General features: G+C 64.9%; 11 protein-coding genes. 9 read left to right on the top strand and 2 right to left on the bottom strand.

Annotated elements, in window-relative coordinates; all coding sequences use genetic code 11:
* Nucleotides 1-143: 143 nt before the first annotated feature.
* Both ACLB1G_RS13640 and ACLB1G_RS13645 read left to right on the top strand, forming a co-directional pair.
* Complete coding sequence (locus ACLB1G_RS13640; protein WP_491627767.1) at nucleotides 144-1,028, top strand: SMP-30/gluconolactonase/LRE family protein; 885 nt, start codon at nucleotides 144-146, stop codon at nucleotides 1,026-1,028.
* Between the two features lie 11 nt (nucleotides 1,029-1,039).
* A complete protein-coding gene (locus ACLB1G_RS13645) occupies nucleotides 1,040-1,990 on the top strand; it encodes a LysR family transcriptional regulator (protein WP_491627768.1) in 951 nt (316 codons plus the stop codon).
* Nucleotides 1,991-2,086: 96 nt separating this feature from the next.
* Here ACLB1G_RS13645 and ACLB1G_RS13650 read toward each other — a convergent pair whose 3' ends face one another.
* Nucleotides 2,087-4,933 carry a TonB-dependent receptor domain-containing protein gene (locus tag ACLB1G_RS13650; protein WP_491627769.1) on the bottom strand — a complete coding sequence of 949 codons (2,847 nt, stop codon included), beginning with the start codon at nucleotides 4,931-4,933 and terminating at the stop codon, nucleotides 2,087-2,089.
* A 721-nt stretch (nucleotides 4,934-5,654) separates the two neighbouring features.
* Here ACLB1G_RS13650 and ACLB1G_RS13655 point away from each other — a divergent pair.
* Complete coding sequence (locus ACLB1G_RS13655; RefSeq protein ID WP_491627770.1) at nucleotides 5,655-8,474, top strand: TonB-dependent receptor; 2,820 nt, start codon at nucleotides 5,655-5,657, stop codon at nucleotides 8,472-8,474.
* A 163-nt stretch (nucleotides 8,475-8,637) separates the two neighbouring features.
* Here the strand turns inward: ACLB1G_RS13655 and ACLB1G_RS13660 are convergent, their stop codons facing one another.
* A complete protein-coding gene (locus tag ACLB1G_RS13660) occupies nucleotides 8,638-11,436 on the bottom strand; it encodes a TonB-dependent receptor (protein WP_491627771.1) in 2,799 nt (932 codons plus the stop codon).
* 444 nt (nucleotides 11,437-11,880) lie between these two features.
* On the opposite strand from ACLB1G_RS13660, the gene ACLB1G_RS13665 reads away from it, so the two are divergent.
* The 6 genes from ACLB1G_RS13665 to nusA all read left to right on the top strand — a co-directional run bounded on the left by ACLB1G_RS13665 (nucleotide 11,881) and on the right by nusA (nucleotide 19,587).
* Nucleotides 11,881-12,834, top strand: coding sequence for a VTT domain-containing protein (locus ACLB1G_RS13665; protein WP_491627772.1), 954 nt, complete (start codon nucleotides 11,881-11,883; stop codon nucleotides 12,832-12,834).
* Nucleotides 12,835-13,010: 176 nt separating this feature from the next.
* Nucleotides 13,011-14,036 carry a glucokinase gene (locus ACLB1G_RS13670; RefSeq protein ID WP_491627773.1) on the top strand — a complete coding sequence of 342 codons (1,026 nt, stop codon included), beginning with the start codon at nucleotides 13,011-13,013 and terminating at the stop codon, nucleotides 14,034-14,036.
* Nucleotides 14,037-14,325: 289 nt separating this feature from the next.
* Nucleotides 14,326-15,075, top strand: a complete 750-nt coding sequence (gene scpB, locus ACLB1G_RS13675) for an SMC-Scp complex subunit ScpB (protein WP_491627774.1) — start codon at nucleotides 14,326-14,328, stop codon at nucleotides 15,073-15,075.
* On the top strand, nucleotides 15,062-17,245 hold the full coding sequence (locus ACLB1G_RS13680) for a pseudouridine synthase (RefSeq protein ID WP_491627775.1): 2,184 nt from the start codon (nucleotides 15,062-15,064) through the stop codon (nucleotides 17,243-17,245). Before scpB ends, ACLB1G_RS13680 begins: the two co-directional genes overlap by 14 nt.
* Before the next feature lie 291 nt (nucleotides 17,246-17,536).
* Entirely contained in the window at nucleotides 17,537-18,025 is a 489-nt protein-coding gene (gene rimP / locus ACLB1G_RS13685) for a ribosome maturation factor RimP (RefSeq protein ID WP_491627776.1), read from the top strand.
* Complete coding sequence (gene nusA / locus ACLB1G_RS13690) at nucleotides 18,022-19,587, top strand: transcription termination factor NusA (protein ID WP_491627777.1); 1,566 nt, start codon at nucleotides 18,022-18,024, stop codon at nucleotides 19,585-19,587. The genes rimP and nusA overlap by 4 nt, the downstream gene beginning before the upstream one ends.
* Nucleotides 19,588-19,616: the final 29 nt, after the last annotated feature.

A 19,616-nucleotide genomic window follows, 5' to 3' on the forward strand; every position in this document is an offset into this window, starting at 1 on the left:
CCCCCCCCCCCCCCCCCCCCCCCCCCCCCCCCCCCCCCCCCCCCCCCCCCCCCCCCCCCCCCCCCCCCCCCCCCCCCGCTCTTCCTTGTGTGCCGGGTTCGCCGTATGATGGCGGCTCGGGAATCTCTACCGGAGCGGACTTGATGAGCAACTACGACGTGCAATGCCTCTGGGAGGCGAAAGCGCAGCTGGGCGAGGGTCCGCTGTGGGTGGCGGAACAGAAACGCCTGTATTTCGTGGACCTGAAGGGCAAGACCCTGCACGGCTATGACGCCCTGGATGGCAAGACCCACAGCTGGGCCATGCCCGACTACATCTGCTGGCTGGTGGCGCGCCGCGATGGCGACGGCTTCATGGCCGGCCTGCGCGACGGCATCGCCCGCCTGTGGCTGGAGCCGGAACTGCGCATCGACTACATCGCCCGTCCGTTCGCCGAAGGCGACGGCCTGCGCATGAACGACGCCAAGGCCGACCGCCATGGCCGCATCTGGGCCGGCTCCATGCACAACACCGACTACGCCCAGGCCGTGGGCCGCTTGTTCCGCCTCGATCCCGACCTGTCCCTGCACGTGGCCGACGACGGCTACCACATCTGCAACGGCCCGGCCTTCAGCCTGGACGGCGCCACCATGTACCACACCGACAGCTACGAAGGCCGCACCTACGCCTATCCGCTGGCGGCCGACGGCAGCCTGGGCGCACCGCGCGTGTGGCGCCAGTTCGACGCCGACAGCGAAGGCTCGCCGGACGGCATGACGGTCGACAGCGAAGGCTGCGTGTGGATAGGCCAGTGGGGCGGCGCCCGCGTGTGCCGCTACAGCCCGGATGGCGAACTGCTGCAGACCATCCCGGTGCCGGCCCGCAATCCGGCCTCCGTCGCCTTTGGCGGCGCCGACCTGAAAACCCTGTACATCGTCAGCGCAGCCGAGGACAACAGCCCCCAGCAGCTGGCCGACTACCCGCTCACCGGCGCCCTGTTCTCGGTGCGGGTGGAGGTGGCCGGCGTGAACCAGCCGCGCTTCGGCTGACGGGAGCGCGCATGGCCGACATCAGCAGCAGCGCGCGCAGCCTCAAGACGCGCCTGAAGACCCGGCAGCTGCTGTTGCTGATCGCGCTGGACGAGCAGCGCAACATCCACCGCGCGGCGGAGGAGATGGACATGACCCAGCCGGCCGCCTCCAAGCAGCTCAAGGAGCTGGAGGAACTGCTGGACGTGCAGCTGTTCGAGCGCACCACGCGCGGCGTGCTGCCCACCGTGTTCGGCGAAGCCATGATACGGCATGCGCGCATGGCCCTGGCCAACCTGGCCAACGCCCACGAGGACCTGGCCGCGCTCAAGGCCGGGCTGGTGGGACAGGTCAACATCGGCGCCATCATGACGCCCAGCGTGACCCTGCTGCCGGCCGCCGTCACCCGGGTCAAGCAGCACTCGCCGCTGCTGCGGGTGGGCATACAGGTCGACATGAGCAATACCCTGATCGGCCAGCTGCAGACCGGCGCCCTGGACTTCGTGATCGGCCGCCTGCTGGAGCAGCAGAGCAAGGCCCTGTTCCACTACGAGGAGCTGGCCAGCGAGCCGCTGTGCGTGGTGGCGCGGGTCGGCCATCCACTGCTCAAGGAACCGCGGCTGACGCTGCAGCAGATCGCCAGCTATGGCTGGGTGCTGTCGCCGCCGGGCAGCGTGCTGCGGCATAAATTCGACCTGATGTTCCGCCGCCTCGGCATCGAGCCGCCCAACAACGTCATCGAGACCAGCGAGATCCCCGTCATCAGCGAGCTGCTGCACCAGTCCGACCTGCTGCACGCCTTCCCGCGCGAACTGGCCAGCAACTACGCGCGCCTGAAAATCTTCGCCATCCTGCCGATCGACCTGCCGTGCCAGATGGATGCCTTCGGCATCATCACGCGCCAGAACCAGCTGCTGTCGCCGGGCGCCACCAGCCTGCTGAACGCGATCCGCGCCGTGGCCGGCGAAATCTACCCCCGATAAGACACTGGCCGCGAGCGCGGCCAGTGGTGCATCGATGTCCCGCCTGAGGCGTGGCGGGAGACGGCTGCTACCTTCCGTCCCCGCCGTGCCGCCATATCAGAACTTGTACTGCGCCGTCACGTAGAAGGTGCGGCCCAGGGGATCGGCGTAGCGGCCGTCGTAGCCGACCTGGTTGCCGCCGCCCGAGTTACGCACCGAGAACGGCGGGTCCTGGTCCAGCAGGTTGCGGATGCCGGCCGTCACGGTCAGGTTCTTCACGTAGTTCAGCTTGGCCTGGTAGTCCACCGTGGTGTAGGACTTGACGTCGCGCACCATGGCCGATACCGCGCCGATGCTGCCATCCGCGTTGACCACGCGCACCTGGGCGTCATCCTCGGTCAGCGGCTTGTCGTGGTAGCCGGAGCGGTAGTTGATGGTCAGCGAGTTGCTCAGCTTGTCCGAGGTCTTGAGCGCGAAGATCATGCGGCTGACCACGCGGAACACCACGTCGTCATAGGAGTTGAAGCGGCCGATGGATTTTTCCACGCCCACGCCCGGGGTTTCCTGCTCGGCTTTCAGCATGTAGGTGCCGGTCCAGTTGACGCTGGCCTTGCCGATCGGGGTGGCGGCGCGCAGGGTGGTGTCCCAGTCCAGGCCCTGGAAGTGCGAGGTTGCCAGGTTCATTGGCTGGCGTATCGCCACCAGCACATTGCTCTTCTGGATCGGATCGGCGTACACGGCGATCCACTGGTTGGCCAGGGTCGGGTTGGTGTACAGCTGGTCCTGCGAGAAGGTGCGGATCTGGTTCTTGAGCTTGACGTCCCACCAGTCCAGGCCGACCGACAGGGCGCTGAACGGCTCCAGGCGGAAGCCCAGCGTGGCTTGCTTGGAGGTTTCCGCCTTCAGCGCGTTGGCGCCGGTGGCCGGGTTGCCGCTGTCGAGCAGGCCGTATTCGGACGAGCCCGGACGGCAGTACACGGCGCGCGGATCGGGCGCCTTCACCGGGCAGGGGAAGGCGTTCGAGGAGCCGGCGTTCTTCAGCGGGTCGGCGATGTTGTTCATGGTCGGCGCCTTGAAGCCGGTGCCGTAGGAACCGCGCAGCAGCAGGGCCTGGCTCGGGGTGTAGCGCACGGCCAGCTTGTAGGTGGCTTTGGCCACGTCCTCGCCCAGTTTGCCGCTCTGGGCCACCTTGCCGGCCGTGTCGTAGCTGACGTTATGCTTTTGCACCGCGTCGTAGCTGTCGTAGCGGACTGCCGTGGTGGCTTCCAGGTTGGTGGCCACCGGCATCAGCAGTTCGGCAAACGCGCCCCAGTTGTTGCGGCTGGCGTCGAGCGCCTGCGAGCCGGTGCCGCCGCCGATTTCCACGTCGGTCCAGCCCGGGTTGCCGGGGCCGGGACCCATGGCGATCTGGGACGGGGTGTCCTCGTATTTCTGCTTGGTGTAGTCGGCGCCCAGGCCCAGGGCGGCCCTGCCGCCGGGCAGGTCGAACACTTCGCGCGAACCGTGCACGCTGACCACGTCCAGCTTGGACTTGATCACTTCCAGGTCCTGGTGCAGCACGGCCGGGGCCAGGATGGAGGCGGCGTTGGCAGTCGAGGCGAAGGGATTGTAGGCGCCGGTGCGTATCAGTTCCTCGAACTTGTTGCCGCTCATGTAGCCGGCCAGGGCCTTGTCGGTCTGCTTGTTCTGCGAGTGGGTATAGGCGGCGCCCAGGTCCCAGCCCGCGTAGTTGCTGTCCACGCCCAGCACGAAGTGAGCGGCGTCGGTGCGGTATTCGTCGGTGCGGCCGCCGGCGTCGGCGCCGCGGTAGTACAGGAAGGCGTCGGTGGCGTCGGCCGCGTTGATGCCCTGGCTGGCCAGCAGCGGCACGATGGACTTGTTGTAGGCGCCGATGTAGGCGCTGTTGATGGTCTTGACCTTGGTCACGGGGTCGGTGCTGAACACGGTCAGCGGCTGGGCCGCCGGCGCGTAGCGTGCGGTGTTGGTGAACTTGGACAGCACCAGTTCGCTGTAGGCGGTGGTGTCCTTGCCCAGTTTCAGCGAACCGTTGGCGAACACGCTGTCGCGTTTGAGTTCGGGCAGCAGCTGCACGGTGGCGGCGTAGTCGAAGCGGCAGGCGCCGCTGCGCGAGAAGGTGTTGGCCTGGGTGCAGGCCTTGTTGTTCAGCAGGTCGGTATTGAGCACCACGTCGTCATCGGCAGTCACCACCTCGACGTTGGCCGGGGTCGAGTTGATACTGGTCTGCCAGGTCACGTACTTCTTGCCGTTGTGGGTGAACGGCAGCACGCCGGACTTGGCGAAGTCGCGCTGGCTGGCGTTCAGCTCTTTCTGCTCGTCGTGGGCATAGGACAGCTGGACGTTGAAACCGTCATTGTCGAGGTTGCCCCAGCCCTTGCTGATCGAGAAGTTGCTGCTCTTGCCGCCCGATTTCTGCGGCGAGTTGTAGGTGCCTTCGACCACCAGGTCGGTCTGGTTTTTCTTCAGGATGAAGTTGATCACGCCGGCAATCGCGTCCGAGCCGTACAGGGTGGACGCGCCGTCGGTCAGGATCTCGACGCGCTCGACGGCCGCCAGCGGGATGCTGGCCAGGTTGACGGCGCTGCCGGTGCCGTAAGGCGCCATGCGGCGGCCGTTCAGCAGCACCAGCGTGTACTGGGTGCCGATGGCGTGGATGGAGGCGGTCTGGACGCCGCCGCCGCCGCCGTTGACGGAAGCCGAGGAAGTGATGAAGCCCTGCATGGAGGGCAGTTGCGCCACCAGGTCGGCCACGTTCTGCACGCCGCTCTGCTCGATATCGGAACGGGTCAGGGTCTGCACCGGCAAGGCGCCCTCGGCGGCGATGCGCTTGATCGAGGAGCCGGTGATTTCCACCCGCTGCATGGGGGCGTCTTCCGTCTGCGCCAGGGCGCCGGTGACGCCCAACAGCAGGCCACTTGCGCAGATCAGGCGGACTGAGCGCGACAATACAGTTTCCATCATCATTATTTCTCTACTCCCAATGTGTTTATTGGCACGTGTCGTGATTTTTTTATTTGCGGCGCAGCACCGCCGGCAGACCTTGTGTGTCTTACCTAAACGTCATCAAAGCACCGCGCTTGGCACAGTGTCAATGCACAAAATGGCCCTGTTGGGGCATGCAGAGGCTGCGCCGAATTGCACTGGAATAGTGCGCAAAACGCTCTAATTTGGTGCTGATAAGAAAATTAACGCGCCAAAACACCCAAAACAGGATTTTCAATGTTGAAAATCCGGCACGCCTTACTTGGGATGAAATATTTTGGTGCGTGAATACGAGCAATTGCCCGGTATTTTTGGCGAGAAATGTCTAGACGACGCGTTACTTTTATACGACAACGGAAGACGGTTTTATGCTGCGAAGCAGCAATTTAATGCATTCATGGAAACGTTTTCCGCAAAAAACAACAGTTTCATGTCTCATGAGCGTAGACCAGAATAAGGCCAGTTTCCGCATGATGCACCCATGCACGATAGAAAATGTAGTTTATTTGTGTATCAAATTGTAGCCTGTTGTTTGTGACAAACGGGTTACACGGCAGGCGTTGACCCCGGCTCCGGCCCCATGGTTTGATGGTTAATCGGGCAATAATTGCATTTATGAAATAAGTGTAATTTGGCAATCCACCCCATTCCTTGCCCGACCCTATCGTCCCATAAGGAGTTTTTGATGAAGTTGAAAATGAAGTCCATGCCGCTGGTAATCATGCAGCTTGCCGCCAGCGGCGCCCTGTCGGCGGCCATCAGCGCACCGGTCCTGGCCCAGAGCGGCGACGAGTCCATGCAGCGCGTGGTGGTGACCGGCTCCTACATCACCCGCGCCGACAAGGAAACCTCCAGCCCGGTGCAGGTCATCACCGCCGATGAGATGAAAAAGCAGGGCTACACCACGGTGTCCGAAGTGCTGCGCGACCTGACCGCCAACGGCCAGGGCACCATCTCCCAGAGCTTCAACCGCGCCTTTGCCGGCGGCGCCTCGGGCGTGTCGCTGCGCGGCCTGACGGTGGGCGCCACCCTGGTGCTGATCGACGGCCACCGCATGGCGCCGTATCCGCTGTCGGACGACGGCCAGCGCTCGTTTGTCGACATCTCCAACATCCCCTTCGACGCCATCGACCATATCGACGTGCTCAAGGATGGCGCTTCCTCCACCTACGGCTCGGATGCGATTGCCGGCGTGGTCAACGTGGTGCTGAAGAAAAGCTTCAAGGGCACGGCCATCAGCGCCGAGGGCGGTACTTCCGAGGCCGGCGGCGGCGAGACCGGCCACGTGACCCTGACCCATGGCTGGGGCGACCTGGACCAGGATGGCTGGACCGCCTTCGGCAGCATCGAATACCGCAAGCAAAAGAAAATCATGCTGACCCAGCGCGCCGACAAGGACTGGGCCCGCACCGACTGGCGCGGCGAGGGCGGCCTGGACCTGACCCCGGGCGCCGTCAACGACCTGACCCCGTTCCCGCGCACCCTGGTGCCGTATCTGTACAACCCGACCACGCGCAAGTACGCCATCTATGCCGGCGGCTGCCAACCCAGCGCCAGCAGCTGCGACTTCACCGACCCCTGGGCCCAGATCCAGCCGGAGACCTCCAACCTCAACGTGGTGGGCAGCTTCGTCAAGAAACTGGCCGGCGACTGGCAGCTGAACCTGAAGGCGTCCATGATGCAGAGCAAGGACGCGGTCGAGACCACGCCCGTGTTCTACCCGGCCGGCAGCTATGCCGGCAATACGGCGCTGGCGCCGGGCGTGGCCCCGACCCAGGTCGGCGTGATCCCGTCCTTCCTGGTGCCGGCCAACTACCCCGGCAACACCACCGGCGGCCCGGCCCGGGTGTACGGTTACCTCACCGACCTCGGCGGCCGCATGGACAATGTGGATTCCAAGTCCTACCGCGTGGTGGGCGAGGTGAGCGGCAGCGCCGCCGGCTGGGATTTGTCGGCAGCGCTAGGCTATACCCGCATCAACACCACCCAGACCTATAGCGGCTATGTCGACCGGCTGGCCCTGTACAACGCGCTGAACGACCCCACCAATCCGTACAAGATCACGGGCGGCAACAGCGCGGCCGCCAATGCCGCCATCTCGCCCACCTTCAGCTCGCGCCAGACCGACGAACTGGACTTCGCCGAAGTGCACGGCTCGCGCGCCATTGCCCAGCTGCCGGGCGGCGACCTGTCGCTGGCCCTGGGCGCTTCCTACATCTACAAGAAGCTGAACGCGCCGGCGGCCAACGAGTTCGCCAGCGGCCAGATCAACGGCAATACGGCGTTCGCCATGGGCACGGAGAAAAATGCCGCCGTGTTCGGCGAGCTGCGCGGCCTGGCGCTCAAGGAACTCGAGCTGGGCCTGTCCGGCCGCTACGACCATTACGACACCTATGGCCACTCGGCCACTCCCAAGGCCGACTTCAAGTACACGCCGAATAACTGGATCTCGGTGCGCGGCACCTATTCGCGCGGCTTCCGCGCGCCTGGTCCGGCCGAGAACGGCACCGCCGGTTCCAGCTTCAGCTTCAACCAGGTCAATGATCCGCAGCTGTGCCCGGGCGGCGATCCCAAGGCGGCTGGCGTGGTGTCGCAGTACTGCCTGTTCTCGCCCGGCTATGTGCAAGTCACCAGCAAGGACTTGCAGCCCGAGAAATCCAAGTCGCACACCCTGGGCCTGATACTGGAGCCGGTCAAGGGCTGGAGCACCACCATTGACTACTACTCGATCGAGATCAAGAACCAGATCGTGACGGCGGCCTCGTTGCCCGGCTATGTGCCGGCCTTCGTGCGCGGCACACCGACCCCGCAGGTGTATTCGGACGGCAAGGGCGGTACCTATGTCGCCACGCCGTCGGTGGGCCAGATCCTGTACGCCACCTCGGGCTACGTGAACGCCAACGCCACCAAGACCACCGGCGTCGACCTGAACACGGAATACACGTGGAAGAAGGGTGACCTGGGCAACTTCAAGGCCGGCCTCAACCTGAGCCACATGATCAGCTACACCCTGACCGCCGGCGGCCAGGACTATGAGCTGGCCGGCACCCACGGCCCCACCGTGATCTCGGGCGACACCGGCAATCCCAAGAACCGCGCCCAGCTGACCCTGGGCTACGAGAAGGGACCGTTCACCGCCAGCGCCACGGTCAACTGGATAGACAGCTACAGCGTGCTCGATCCGTCCACCGGCGGCGCCAACGACGATTGCGAGACTTCGCTGCAGAACTCCAACCTGTACTTCGCGTCCAGCACCTACCCGACCCACTACTGCCGGGTGAACTCGTTCACTACCACCAACCTTAACCTGACCTACAAGGTGAACGACAAGCTGACCCTGCGCGGCTCCATCCTCAACCTGTTCGACCGCCAGGCCCCGATCGACGCCCAGACCTACGGCGGCACCTCGATCGCGTCCGGCACCAACGCGCCCTACAACCCGTCGCTGCACCAGGCGGGCGCCGTGGGCCGCTACTTCAGCGTGGGCGCGAACTATACGTTCTAAGCCGAACGAACCACGTTCCCGTTGTATTGGCCCCGGGCTTGCCCGGGGCTTTTTTTTATGCGCGGCCCATGAAAAAAGGGACGGTGTCGCCACCGTCCCTGTGAGTTGCGCGCCAGGCCCAGCCCCGGCGCGCGGTGTATCCTTCTAGTTGGCTGTTATCCCATCAGAAGAACTTGTAGCTGGCGCCCAGCTTGAAGTAGCGGCCGATCGCGCCGGAGGCGTCCATCGGGTTGTAGCTCATGCCGCCGTAGGTCAGCGGGTCCAGCGGTGCGATCTTGTCGAACACGTTGTTGACCGATGCGAACAGCTGCAACTGCTTGCTGTAGTTCCAGCGCGCCGACATGTCGACCGTGGTGAACGAGGCGATCTTGCAGCCGTTCGGGGCGGCGGCGCCGCTGGCCAGGCTCGAGGCGCACAGGTCGCCTTCGAACAGCACGTTCTTCATGTCCGAACGGTAGTTGGCGATGGCGCTGAAGTTCCAGGCCTGGTTCGGATCCCAGGATGCGTTCAGGCTGATCTTGTCCTTGGGCGTACCGGCGCAGTTGGAGGTGTCGCAGTTGCCATGGGTGCCGGCGAACTGGTAGCGGGTGGTGGCCGACTCGGCGCGCACCCACGATGCCACGTGGGTCCAGGTCAGGCCGACCGAACCGCGGCCGTAGTCGCCCAGGCGCAGGCGCTGTTTCACGTCCAGGTCGATACCCTTGACTTCGGTGAAGCTGGAGTTGCGGTACGGGGCCTTGGTGATCAGCAGGGTGCCGGTGTTGGGCACCACCACGCCGTTGATGGTCAGGTTGTTGTCAGCACGCACGGCGGTCGGCAGGGCGGCCGCTTCGTTGTACGGCAGCGGGTTGATCTCGTCGGAACGCTTGATCTTCCAGCCGTCCAGCGACATCGACAGGTCGTTCAGCGGGTCCCACACCAGGCCCAGGGTGAAGCCTTTCGAGGTTTCCGGACGCAGGTTCGGATCGCCGATCTTGACCGCGGCCACCGAGGCGGCGCAGTCGGTCGAGGTCGCGCCCGGCAGCGGGGTGCCGTTCGGGCAGCGCACCGGATCGCGCACGGTCGAGGTGCCGGTCGATTGCGACTGCGCGCTGCTCTCGGCGGGGCCGGGAGCACGGAAGCCTTCCGAGTAGGTGCCGCGCAGGGCGAAGCTCTTGACCGGGGTCCATTTCACGCCGGCTTTCGGGGTGGTGGACGAGAAGCGGTCGTATTTGTCGTAGCGCACGGCGGCCGACAGTTCCACCGTCTTCAGCACCGGGGCCAGCAGTTCGACCGAGACGGCCGACACCTTGCTGTCGCCGAAGGCGGCCACGTAGCTGGAGTTGATGGTGCCGTTCTCGGTGCCCGACAGCGACGGGTTGGACAGCTTGTCCTTGCGGTGCTCGGCGCCGATTGCCAGGCCCAGGTCGCCGCCCGGCAGGGTCATCAGGCTACGGCTGGCCTTGAAGTCTATGATGTCCAGCTTGGTGACCGAATGCGAGTAGGCATGGGTGACCATGGCGGCGTACAGCGAGGCCGGATTCTTGTAGGCCTGGTCGCCGATGTAGTACGGGAAGTACTTGCTGGTCGGGTCGCCCAGGGCGGCTTTCACCACCGCCATGTTCAGCATGTTGCTGTAGTCCAGGTCCAGCTTGGACTCGGAGTGGGTAAAGCCGGTGTCGAAGTCCCAGCCGTAGGCCGAGCCTTTCAGGCCGACCACGAAGCGGGTGAAGTTGTTGTCCACGGCGCGGGTGCTGGGGCCGACGTCGAAGGCGGAGTAGCGCACGCGGGCGGCGGCGCCGAACGGGTTCTGCGGGTGCGACGGGGCCAGCACGATGGTGGTGCCGGCGCCCGAACCCCAGTTGATCACGCCGGACGGATTGCTGGCGTTGGGCGGGAAGGCCACGGTCGGGGTGATCGACGGCGGCACCAGGGTGAAGGCGGTGTTGCGCTGCGAGTAGCCGGCTTCGGCGTAAGCCTGGGTGGTTTCATTGATCTGCCAGGTGCCGCGGGTGTACAGGTTCACGCCTTCGATGTTGGGCTGCATGGAGCGGAACTGGTCCGCGTACCACAGGCAGCCGCCTTTCGGGTCTTGTGGCGAGGCGGTCGACAGTTTGGAGCAGCCCGGCAGCGACACGTAGTCGTTGGTGACCGGGTTGCGGATCGAGCCGGCCGGGCTGGCGGCGGCGTTGTTGTTGCCGCTGATGTAGCCGGACGCGAACTGGGTGCCGATCGGGTAGCCGTACGGACGCAGGTCGCCCTTGCCGATCCAGGCGCGGTCGGCGCGGTCGCTGTTCATCAGCATCTCGGACTTGAAGTATTCGGCGTTGATGACGACGTTGTACTTGTCCTCGTCCAGGTTGCCCTTGCCCCAGGTGATGGAGGCCTTGTGCTGCTTGGCGTCGCTGTAGCGCGAGGTGCCGGTGTCGCCCTTGACGGTCAGGCCGGTGAAGTCCTTGCGCAGGATGATGTTGACCACGCCGGCGATGGCGTCCGCGCCGTAGGTCGAGGAAGCGCCGTCCTTGAGGATCTCGATGCGCTCGACGATCTGCATGGGGATGGTGGACAGGTCGGTGAAGCTCTTCTGGCCGTCATCGGCGCGGGCGAACGGGGCCATGCGGCGGCCGTTCAGCAGCACCAGGGTCGAGGTGGCGCCCAGGCCGCGCAGCGAGATGGCGGTGGAGCCGGCCGCGAAGCCGTTGCCGAAGCCGGTAGGCAGCGAGCCGGCGCCGTCGGCGGTCAGGGTCTGCAGGTAGTCGGCTACGGTGGCCTTGCCGGATTTCAGCAGGTCGTCGCGGCTGATCACCTGGACCGGGGAGGCGGTTTCGGCGCTGGCGCGCTTGATGCTGGAACCGGTGATTTCCACGCGCTGCAGCGCGCCCTGGTTGTCCTGGGCCTGGGCCGCGCCGGCCAGGGTGGCGGCAGCCAGGCCGCCGGCGAACATCAGGCGCACCGAGCGCGCCAATACAGTCTCTATCATCATCGTTGATCTACTCCCGGAGTGGCTTTCTTGTTGAACGTTAAACGTTGCGATATGCTGAGAATTGCAATTTTTCTCAAGCGCGCCTATCAGATCACCCGTGGAAAATTGCGTCAATGCGGTGTTTTCCCGTATTCTTATGTGGTGAGCAACATTGGTGAAATGTTGTTGTAAGCGTGCAACACGGTATATTCCGGCTTCCTGCCTGCTTCTCCTTGTAATTTCCGGCAATTCGCGGCGCCGATTTGTTGTGTCAAACACAATTAGTTTCATGGAAACGCTTTCAAAATAAAACTCTTGCAATCCATAAATGTGCGATGCAAACCACACTTTGGGGATAAGATCAACCTTTCATGGGTAAAGTAATGTAGCTGAGCGTAAATTCATGTAAAGAGCTCCCGCCGATGGCGGGGCGCGGGACGCCGCGTTTTGCGTTAAGATATGAGGATGGCAAACTTAATCCTCCTGCTGCAGCAATACGGCGTACTGATCGTGTTCGCGGTCGTGCTCGTCGAGCAGATAGGCTTGCCCATCCCTGCCTTTCCCATCCTGATCGTGGCCGGCGCGCTGTCGGTGGACGGCGACAGCAATTGGCTGGCGGTGCTGGCGGTCAGCATGGCGGCCTGCTTGATCAGTGATTATTTCTGGTTCCGCGCCGGCCGCTACTACGGCAAGCGCATCCTCAAGCTGCTGTGCCGCATTTCCTTGTCCCCCGACTACTGCGTCAGCCAGACCGAGGACAATTTCAAGCGCTGGGGTCCCAAGGCCCTGGTGGTGGCCAAGTTCATCCCGGGCTTTAACACCATCGCGCCGCCGCTGGCCGGCGCCATGGGTACCCGCAATCCCGTGTTCCTGGGCTACAGCGTGCTGGGAGGCATGGTGTGGAGCGGGGCCGGGATCGCCATCGGCGCCTATTTCCACACCAGCGTCGACCAGGTGCTCGATATCCTCAGCACCATGGGCAGCACGGCGCTGATCGTGCTGGGCGTGCTGCTGGCCCTGTTCGTGGCCTTCAAGTATGTGGAGCGCAAGCGTTTCCACCAGTCGGTGCAGATAGGCCGCATCAGCATGGACGAACTCAAGGCGCTGCTGGAGCAGGGCCGCGAACCGGTGCTGGTGGACGCCCGCAGCGCCACCGCCCAGCTGCTCGAACCCGCCATCCCCGGCGCGCTGCTGTTCAATGGCGGCGAACCGAATGCCGAGATTTCCGCGCTGGACAAGGACCGTCATATCATTGTGTATTGCAGCTGCCCCAACGATGTCTCGGCCGCCCATGTGGCCAAGGAGCTGCATGGCCACGGCTTCCTGCGCGCCCGCCCCCTGCACGGAGGGCTCGATGCCTGGAACGCCGCCTTCCCCCGTGCTTCGGTGCTGGACGCCGAAGACCCCGCTTCCGTCTGACCATCGCTTCCCCGGCTGCCGTCCGGCACGGAGGTGTCAACGGCTGAGTAGTTGAACTACGCCAAAAAATCATCACTTTGTGTAAATCCGGTCATGGATGTACTAAAACTACAAACTTTGCTTGCGCAGGGATCAAGAAAACTTTAAGCTTGAGCCTCAACCATCACTGATCCATCATGACCGCACAGCCTTCGTCCACGCCTGCCTTCACCACTGCCAACTACGCCGGCGGCCCGCGCCTGCTGGCCGACGTGGGCGGCACCAATGCGCGTTTTGCGCTGGAGCCGGCGCCGGGCAAGGTCGAGGCCATCGAGGTGCTGGCCTGCGCCGACTATCCGACCCTGGCGGCGGCGCTGCTGGCCTACCTGGCTCTGCCCCAAGTGGCGGCGGCCGTGGCCGGCGGCATCCGCCATGGCGCCATCGCCATCGCCAATCCGGTTATCGGCGACTTCGTGCGCATGACCAACCATCACTGGGCCTTCTCCATCGAGGCGCTGCGCCGCGAAGTCGGGTTCGATACCCTGCTGGTGGTGAACGATTTCACGGCGCTGGCCCGTTCGCTGCCGCTGTTGTCGGCCCACCAGAAGCGCCAGGTGGGTGAGGGCGCTCCGGTACCAGGTACTCCGCTGGGCCTGATCGGCGCCGGCACCGGCCTGGGCGTGTCCGGCCTGGTGCCGGGCAAGGATGGCTGGACCGCGCTGCTGAGCGAGGGTGGCCATGTGAGCTTTTCGCCCGTCAACGAGCAGGAAGTGGCCATCCTGCGCTTTGCCTGGCGCGAGTTCGAGCACGTGTCGGCCGAGCGCCTGATGTCGGGCGTGGGCATAGAACTGATCTACCGCGCCCTGGCGGACCAGGCCGGCCAGGCGGCCGAGTCCTTGAGCGCGGCCGAGATCTCGCGCCGCGCCCTGGGGGGCGAGTGCCCCCTGTGCGATGAAGCCATCGAAGCCTTCTGCCGCATGCTGGGCACCATTGCCGGCAACCTGGCCGTGACCCTGGGCGCCCAGGGTGGCGTGTACATCGGCGGGGGCATCGTGCCCAAGCTGGGCCAGCGTTTCGACCGCTCCGGCTTCCGCGCCCGCTTCCAGCACAAGGGCCGCTTTGCCGGCTACTTGTCGCAGGTGCCGACTTTTGTGATCACGGCGCAGTACCCTGCTTTTGTTGGCGTTTCGGCAATCTTGTCCGAGAAACTTTCTCAATCGTAAGCGCTGTTACATTAAAGCGCGGAGGGAATTGCGCTTTTCTATCTTTTATCAGGTACAATTCAGGCAGTTTGCTTCGCGCCTGTCCGCCCGGACGTGCAAGCCTAGATAGTCCCGGATCGCGTTCCAGCCCGGTAGCATGTCTCTCTCTCCCGCCCGGCGCATGGCTCCGGGCGTCGGAAAAAACAGCTTCAGCGAGTCTTCCCGCCAGGCGGCATGGCCATGCCGGCCACCGCCTCACTGAATGTGATTGATTTCTTTCCTGCATGAGAATGCAGCCACAAGATAGCTTATGGATACAGCAGAGGCGAAAAAGGTCCTCGAAACCGCGTTGCTATGCGCGCATGAGCCGCTCTCGATCCACAGTCTGAAGAAGCTGTACGTCGAACTGGACGACCAGGGGGAAGCGCTGGGTCCGGGACTGGGCACGGAGACGCTCAAGGAGTTGCTGGAAGAATTGCAGTCGGACTGGTCCGGCAGGGGAGTGGAGCTGGTCAGCCTGGCAAGTGGCTGGCGTTTCCAGAGCCGCCCCGGCATGAAGATTTACCTGGACCGGCTGAACCCGGAAAAACCGCCCAAGTACTCGCGGGCGACGCTGGAGACCCTGGCCATCATCGCCTACCGCCAGCCGGTCACGCGCGGCGATATCGAGGAAATCCGCGGCGTGACCGTCAACTCGCAGACGATCAAGATGCTGGAAGACCGGGGCTGGATAGAAAGCATAGGCTACCGCGATGTGGTCGGCCGGCCCGCCCTGCTGGGCACCACCCGGCAGTTCCTGGATGACCTGGGCTTGAATTCGCTGTCCCAGCTGCCGCCCTTGCAGCAAATCAGCGATGGGCAGGGAAGCGGGCCGGACATGGCTGCGCTGGAAGCGGCCCTGCAGGAGAATTTTGAGAAGGCAGCGCACGACGCTGTGCAACAACCCGATGGTACGGAAGGCGCGGCGGCAGCGCCCGCCGCCGCTTTGACCCACGATATTGCGCCAGATTTAACGGTTGACGCTGAGCACAACCAAGATACGAACAATGAACAAACCTGATACCCAAGAGACGGTCGGCCAACAGGCCGATGTAGCGGCCAAACCCAAGCGCCGCACCAAGGCCCAGATCGAGGCCGACAAGGCGGCCGCCGCTGCTGCTGCTGTTGCCGCCGACGCGGCCGGCGCCGCCCCCGCCGCCAAGCCGAAGCGCAAGACCAAGGCCGCCGCCGCTGCCGGGGACGCCGAAGCGCCGGTGGCGGCTGCCGCCGCCGAACCCCAGGCTGATGCCCCGGCGCCCGTGAAGAAGCCGCGCGCCAAGGCCGCCAGGAAGACTGCCGAGGCGCCCGCAGTGGAAGCCGCCGCCGCTCCGGCAGCCGCCGCACCCGCGCCCGCCGGCGCTGCCGCACCTGCAGCCGTTGCTGCCTCGGCCCCCGCAGTTGCCGATGGCGCCGGCCCGGCCCGTGCGCGTGCCCGCAAGCCCAAGGCCGCCGCGCCGGCGTTTGCGTCTGAAGCCCAGGCTGCCGCTCCCGCCGCCGCTGCCGCCGACACGGCCCAGGCAGGCCAGGCGCCCGCCGCTGACGGCGAAGCCCGCCAGCGCGGCCCGCGCGGCCCGCGCCAGATGCGCGAGCAGCGCGCAGTGCGCCAGGCCCAGCAGCAGCAACAGCGCGCCGAACAGGGCGCCGCAGGGGAGGCCGCAACTGAAGGCGAAGCCGCCGCCGCGCCGGCTGGCGACCAGCCGCGCCAGCCCAGGGATGGCAAGCAGCGCCAGGAGCGCGGCCAGCGCAACGAGGCCCGTGGCGAACAGCGCAACGGCAAGCAGAAGGGCAAGAACAAACAGCAGCACGGCGGCAAGAACGGCGCCAAGGGCGGCGGCAAGGAAAACGAGGCTGACGCCGCGTTCTCGTTTGTCACCTCGGACGCCTACGACAGCGAGGATGGCGCCAAGGGCCGCACCCCGCAAAAGCCGGCGCGCCGCGACCTCACTGCCGAGGATGACGCGCCCAAGCTGCACAAGGTGCTGGCCGAGGCCGGCCTGGGTTCGCGCCGCGACATGGAGGAGCTGATCCTGGCCGGGCGCGTCTCGGTCAATGGCGAGCCGGCCCACATCGGCCAGCGCATCCTGGCCACCGACGCGGTGCGCATCAACGGCAAGCTGATACAGCGCCGCGTGAGCAAGAAGCCGCCGCGCGTGCTGATCTACCACAAGCCGGCCGGCGAGATCGTCAGCATGGACGATCCGGAAGGCCGCGCCTCGGTGTTCGAGCGCCTGCCCACCATGAAGTCGGGCAAGTGGCTGGCCGTCGGCCGCCTCGACTACAACACCGAAGGCCTGCTGCTGTTTACCACCTCGGGCGACCTGGCCAACCGGCTGATGCACCCGCGCTACGGCATCGACCGTGAATACGCGGTGCGCACCCTGGGCGTGCTGGAAGAAGGCATGCGCCAGAAGCTGCTGGCCGGCGTCGAGCTGGAAGACGGCGTGGCGCAATTCTCCAAGATCGCCGACGGCGGCGGCGAAGGCGTCAACAAGTGGTACCGGGTGGTGATCGGCGAGGGCCGCAACCGCGAGGTGCGCCGCATGTTCGAAGCCATCGGCCTGACCGTGTCGCGCCTGATCCGCACCCGCTACGGCGCCCTGACCCTGCCAAGCAGCCTCAAGCGCGGCCGCTGGGAAGAGATGGATGAGCACGCCGTGCGCGCGCTGCAGGCCGCCTACGGCGTCGAGAAGAAGGCCGAGGGCGACAAGCCGCCGCTGAACAAGGGGCCCAAGGCCAAGGGCGGCAAGCCCCAGCAACAGCCCCGGCAGCAGGCCAACGGCAACCGTGGCAACGAGCGCGACTACGACGATGACGACGAGGACGACGAGGACGAGCCGAACTTCAACCGCCTGGACCTGGACAACGGCAATGCCCTGCCGTTCGCCAAGCCCGCGCGCAACAAGAACCGCGGTGGCCAGGGCGGCCAGAATGGACGTCCGGGCGGCCGTCCGCAGGGCGTGGCCGGCTACGGCGGCGGCCGTCCTCTGGGTGAGGCGCCCGGCCGTGGCAACCGCAGCCAGGGCAGCCAGGGTGGCCAGGCCAAGGCCAAGGCGCCGCAGCAGCAGCGCGGCCCGCGCCAGCCCGATCCCTTGCAGACCACCTTCGGCTTCGGCGGCCCGTCGGCCCCGCGCCGTGGCCAGCCGCCGCGCGGCGGCGCCATGGACCACGGCGCGCGTCGCCGCAAGGGTTGATTTGGGTGCGTCCGGCCACATCTGTGGTGGCTGGACGCCCGTTTTGGCCTGTGCTGGCCAGTGTTTTGCCTCTGTTGTAACGTTATCCCAGCTGCTGTGCGGCATTGCAGCGTAATCAAGTTGGCGTTATAATAGGCAGCCTAGCAAAGTTTATCCCCGGCTAAACGCCTTGGTGGACTTGCATGAGGTGGCAACACAAGAAGATGGGCAATAGCCCATTTTTTTTTTGGTGTACCGTTTTGTATGGCCCGCTTTTGAGTATCAGAAACGGGTTTTGATCTGGAGAATTTCTTGCAGCTGCCGGAACTAATTGAAAAGACCGTATCGGGTCTGGGCTATGAGCTGGTTGATGTCGAACGGGCCGAGCGCGGACTGCTGCGCGTCTATATCGATTTCAGCGCCGCCGACGCCGAGGAAAAGGGTCCGATCACCGTGGAGGATTGCGCCACGGTCAGCCATCAGCTGTCGCACGTGCTGACGGTCGAGAACGTGAATTACGAGCGTCTCGAAATCTCGTCGCCGGGGCTGGACCGTCCGCTGCGCAAGCTGGCCGACTTCCAGCGCTTCGCGGGCTGCGAGGCGATCGTCAAGCTGCGCATCGCCATGCCGGGTACGAACAACCGGAAATCGTTCCAGGGCATCCTGCAGGAGCCCGAGGGCGAGCAATTGTCGTTGGAATTTGAAACTAATGAAGGTCCGGCCCAGCTGCAGTTCACGCTGGCCGACATGGATAAGGCACGTCTGGTGCCGCAGGTGGATTTTAAGGGACGCAAAGCATGAGTCGCGAAGTTTTGTTATTGGTGGACGCGCTGGCGCGTGAGAAAAACGTCGACAAGGAAGTCGTTTTCGGCGCACTGGAATTCGCGTTGGCGCAGGCCACGAAGAAACGCTATGAGGGTGAAGTGGACATCCGCGTTTCGATCGACCGCGAGTCGGGTGAGTTCGAATCCTTCCGCCGCTGGCACGTGGTGCCGGACGAGGCGGGCCTGCAGCTGCCGGACCAGGAAATCCTGCACTTCGAAGCCAAGGAACAAATCCCCGATATCGAAGTGGACGACCACATCGAGGAACCGATCGAATCCGTGGAATTCGGCCGCCGCTTCGCCCAGGACACCAAGCAGGTGGTCCTGCAGCGCGTGCGCGACGCCGAGCGTGAACAGATCCTGGCCGACTTCCTGGAACGCGGCGACTCGCTGGTCACCGGCACCATCAAGCGCATGGAGCGCGGCGACGCCATCGTCGAATCGGGCAAGATCGAAGCGCGCCTGCCGCGCGACCAGATGATCCCGAAAGAAAACCTGCGCATCGGCGACCGCGTGCGCGCCTACATCCTGCGCGTGGACCGCAATATGCGCGGCCCGCAGGTGATCCTGTCGCGCACCGCGCCCGAATTCATCATGAAGCTGTTCGAGCTGGAAGTGCCTGAAATCGAACAAGGCATGCTGGAGATCAAATCCGCCGCCCGCGACGCCGGCGTGCGCGCCAAGATCGCCGTGTACACGGCCGACAAGCGCATCGACCCGATCGGCACCTGCGTCGGCATGCGCGGTTCGCGCGTGCAGGCCGTGACCGGCGAGCTGGGCGGTGAGCGCGTGGATATCGTGCTGTGGTCGGAAGATCCGGCCCAGTTCGTGATTGGCGCGCTGGCCCCGGCCAATGTCTCGTCCATCGTGGTCGATGAAGAGAAGCATGCCATGGATGTGGTGGTGGACGAGGAAAACCTGGCCATCGCCATCGGCCGCTCCGGCCAGAACGTGCGCCTGGCGTCGGAACTGACCGGCTGGAAGATCAACATCATGACGGCCGAGGAATCGGCCGACAAATCGGCCGCCGAAACCGCCGCCGTGCGTGCCCTGTTCATGGAAAAACTGGACGTCGACCAGGAAGTGGCCGACATCCTGGTGGAAGAAGGCTTCGCCAGCCTGGAAGAGATCGCCTACGTGCCGATCTCGGAAATGCTGGACATCGAATCGTTCGACGAAGACACCGTCAACGAGCTGCGCACCCGCGCCCGCGACGCCCTGGTGACCGAGGCCATTGCCTCGGAAGAGGGCCTGGAGGGCATGGAAGAGGCGCTGGTGGGCCTGGAGGGGATGGACCGCATCACGGCCGGCAAGCTGGGCCTGGCGGGCATCAAGACTGTCGCAGGCTTCGCCGGTCTGGCCTACGACGAATTCGGCGCGATCCTGGCCCTGTCGGCCGACCGCGCACGGGAACTGATCAAGACTGAATTTGCAGATGTGACCGATGATGAGATGAAGCTGGTCGACGCCAAGTACGACGACCGCGCCAAGGCCCTGCAGGCCAAGGCATGGAGCCTGGCGGAAGCGGCCAAGGCTTGAGCAATATCTTTATCATCTACGCGACACAT

This window comes from Duganella kummerowiae, from assembly GCF_053572355.1.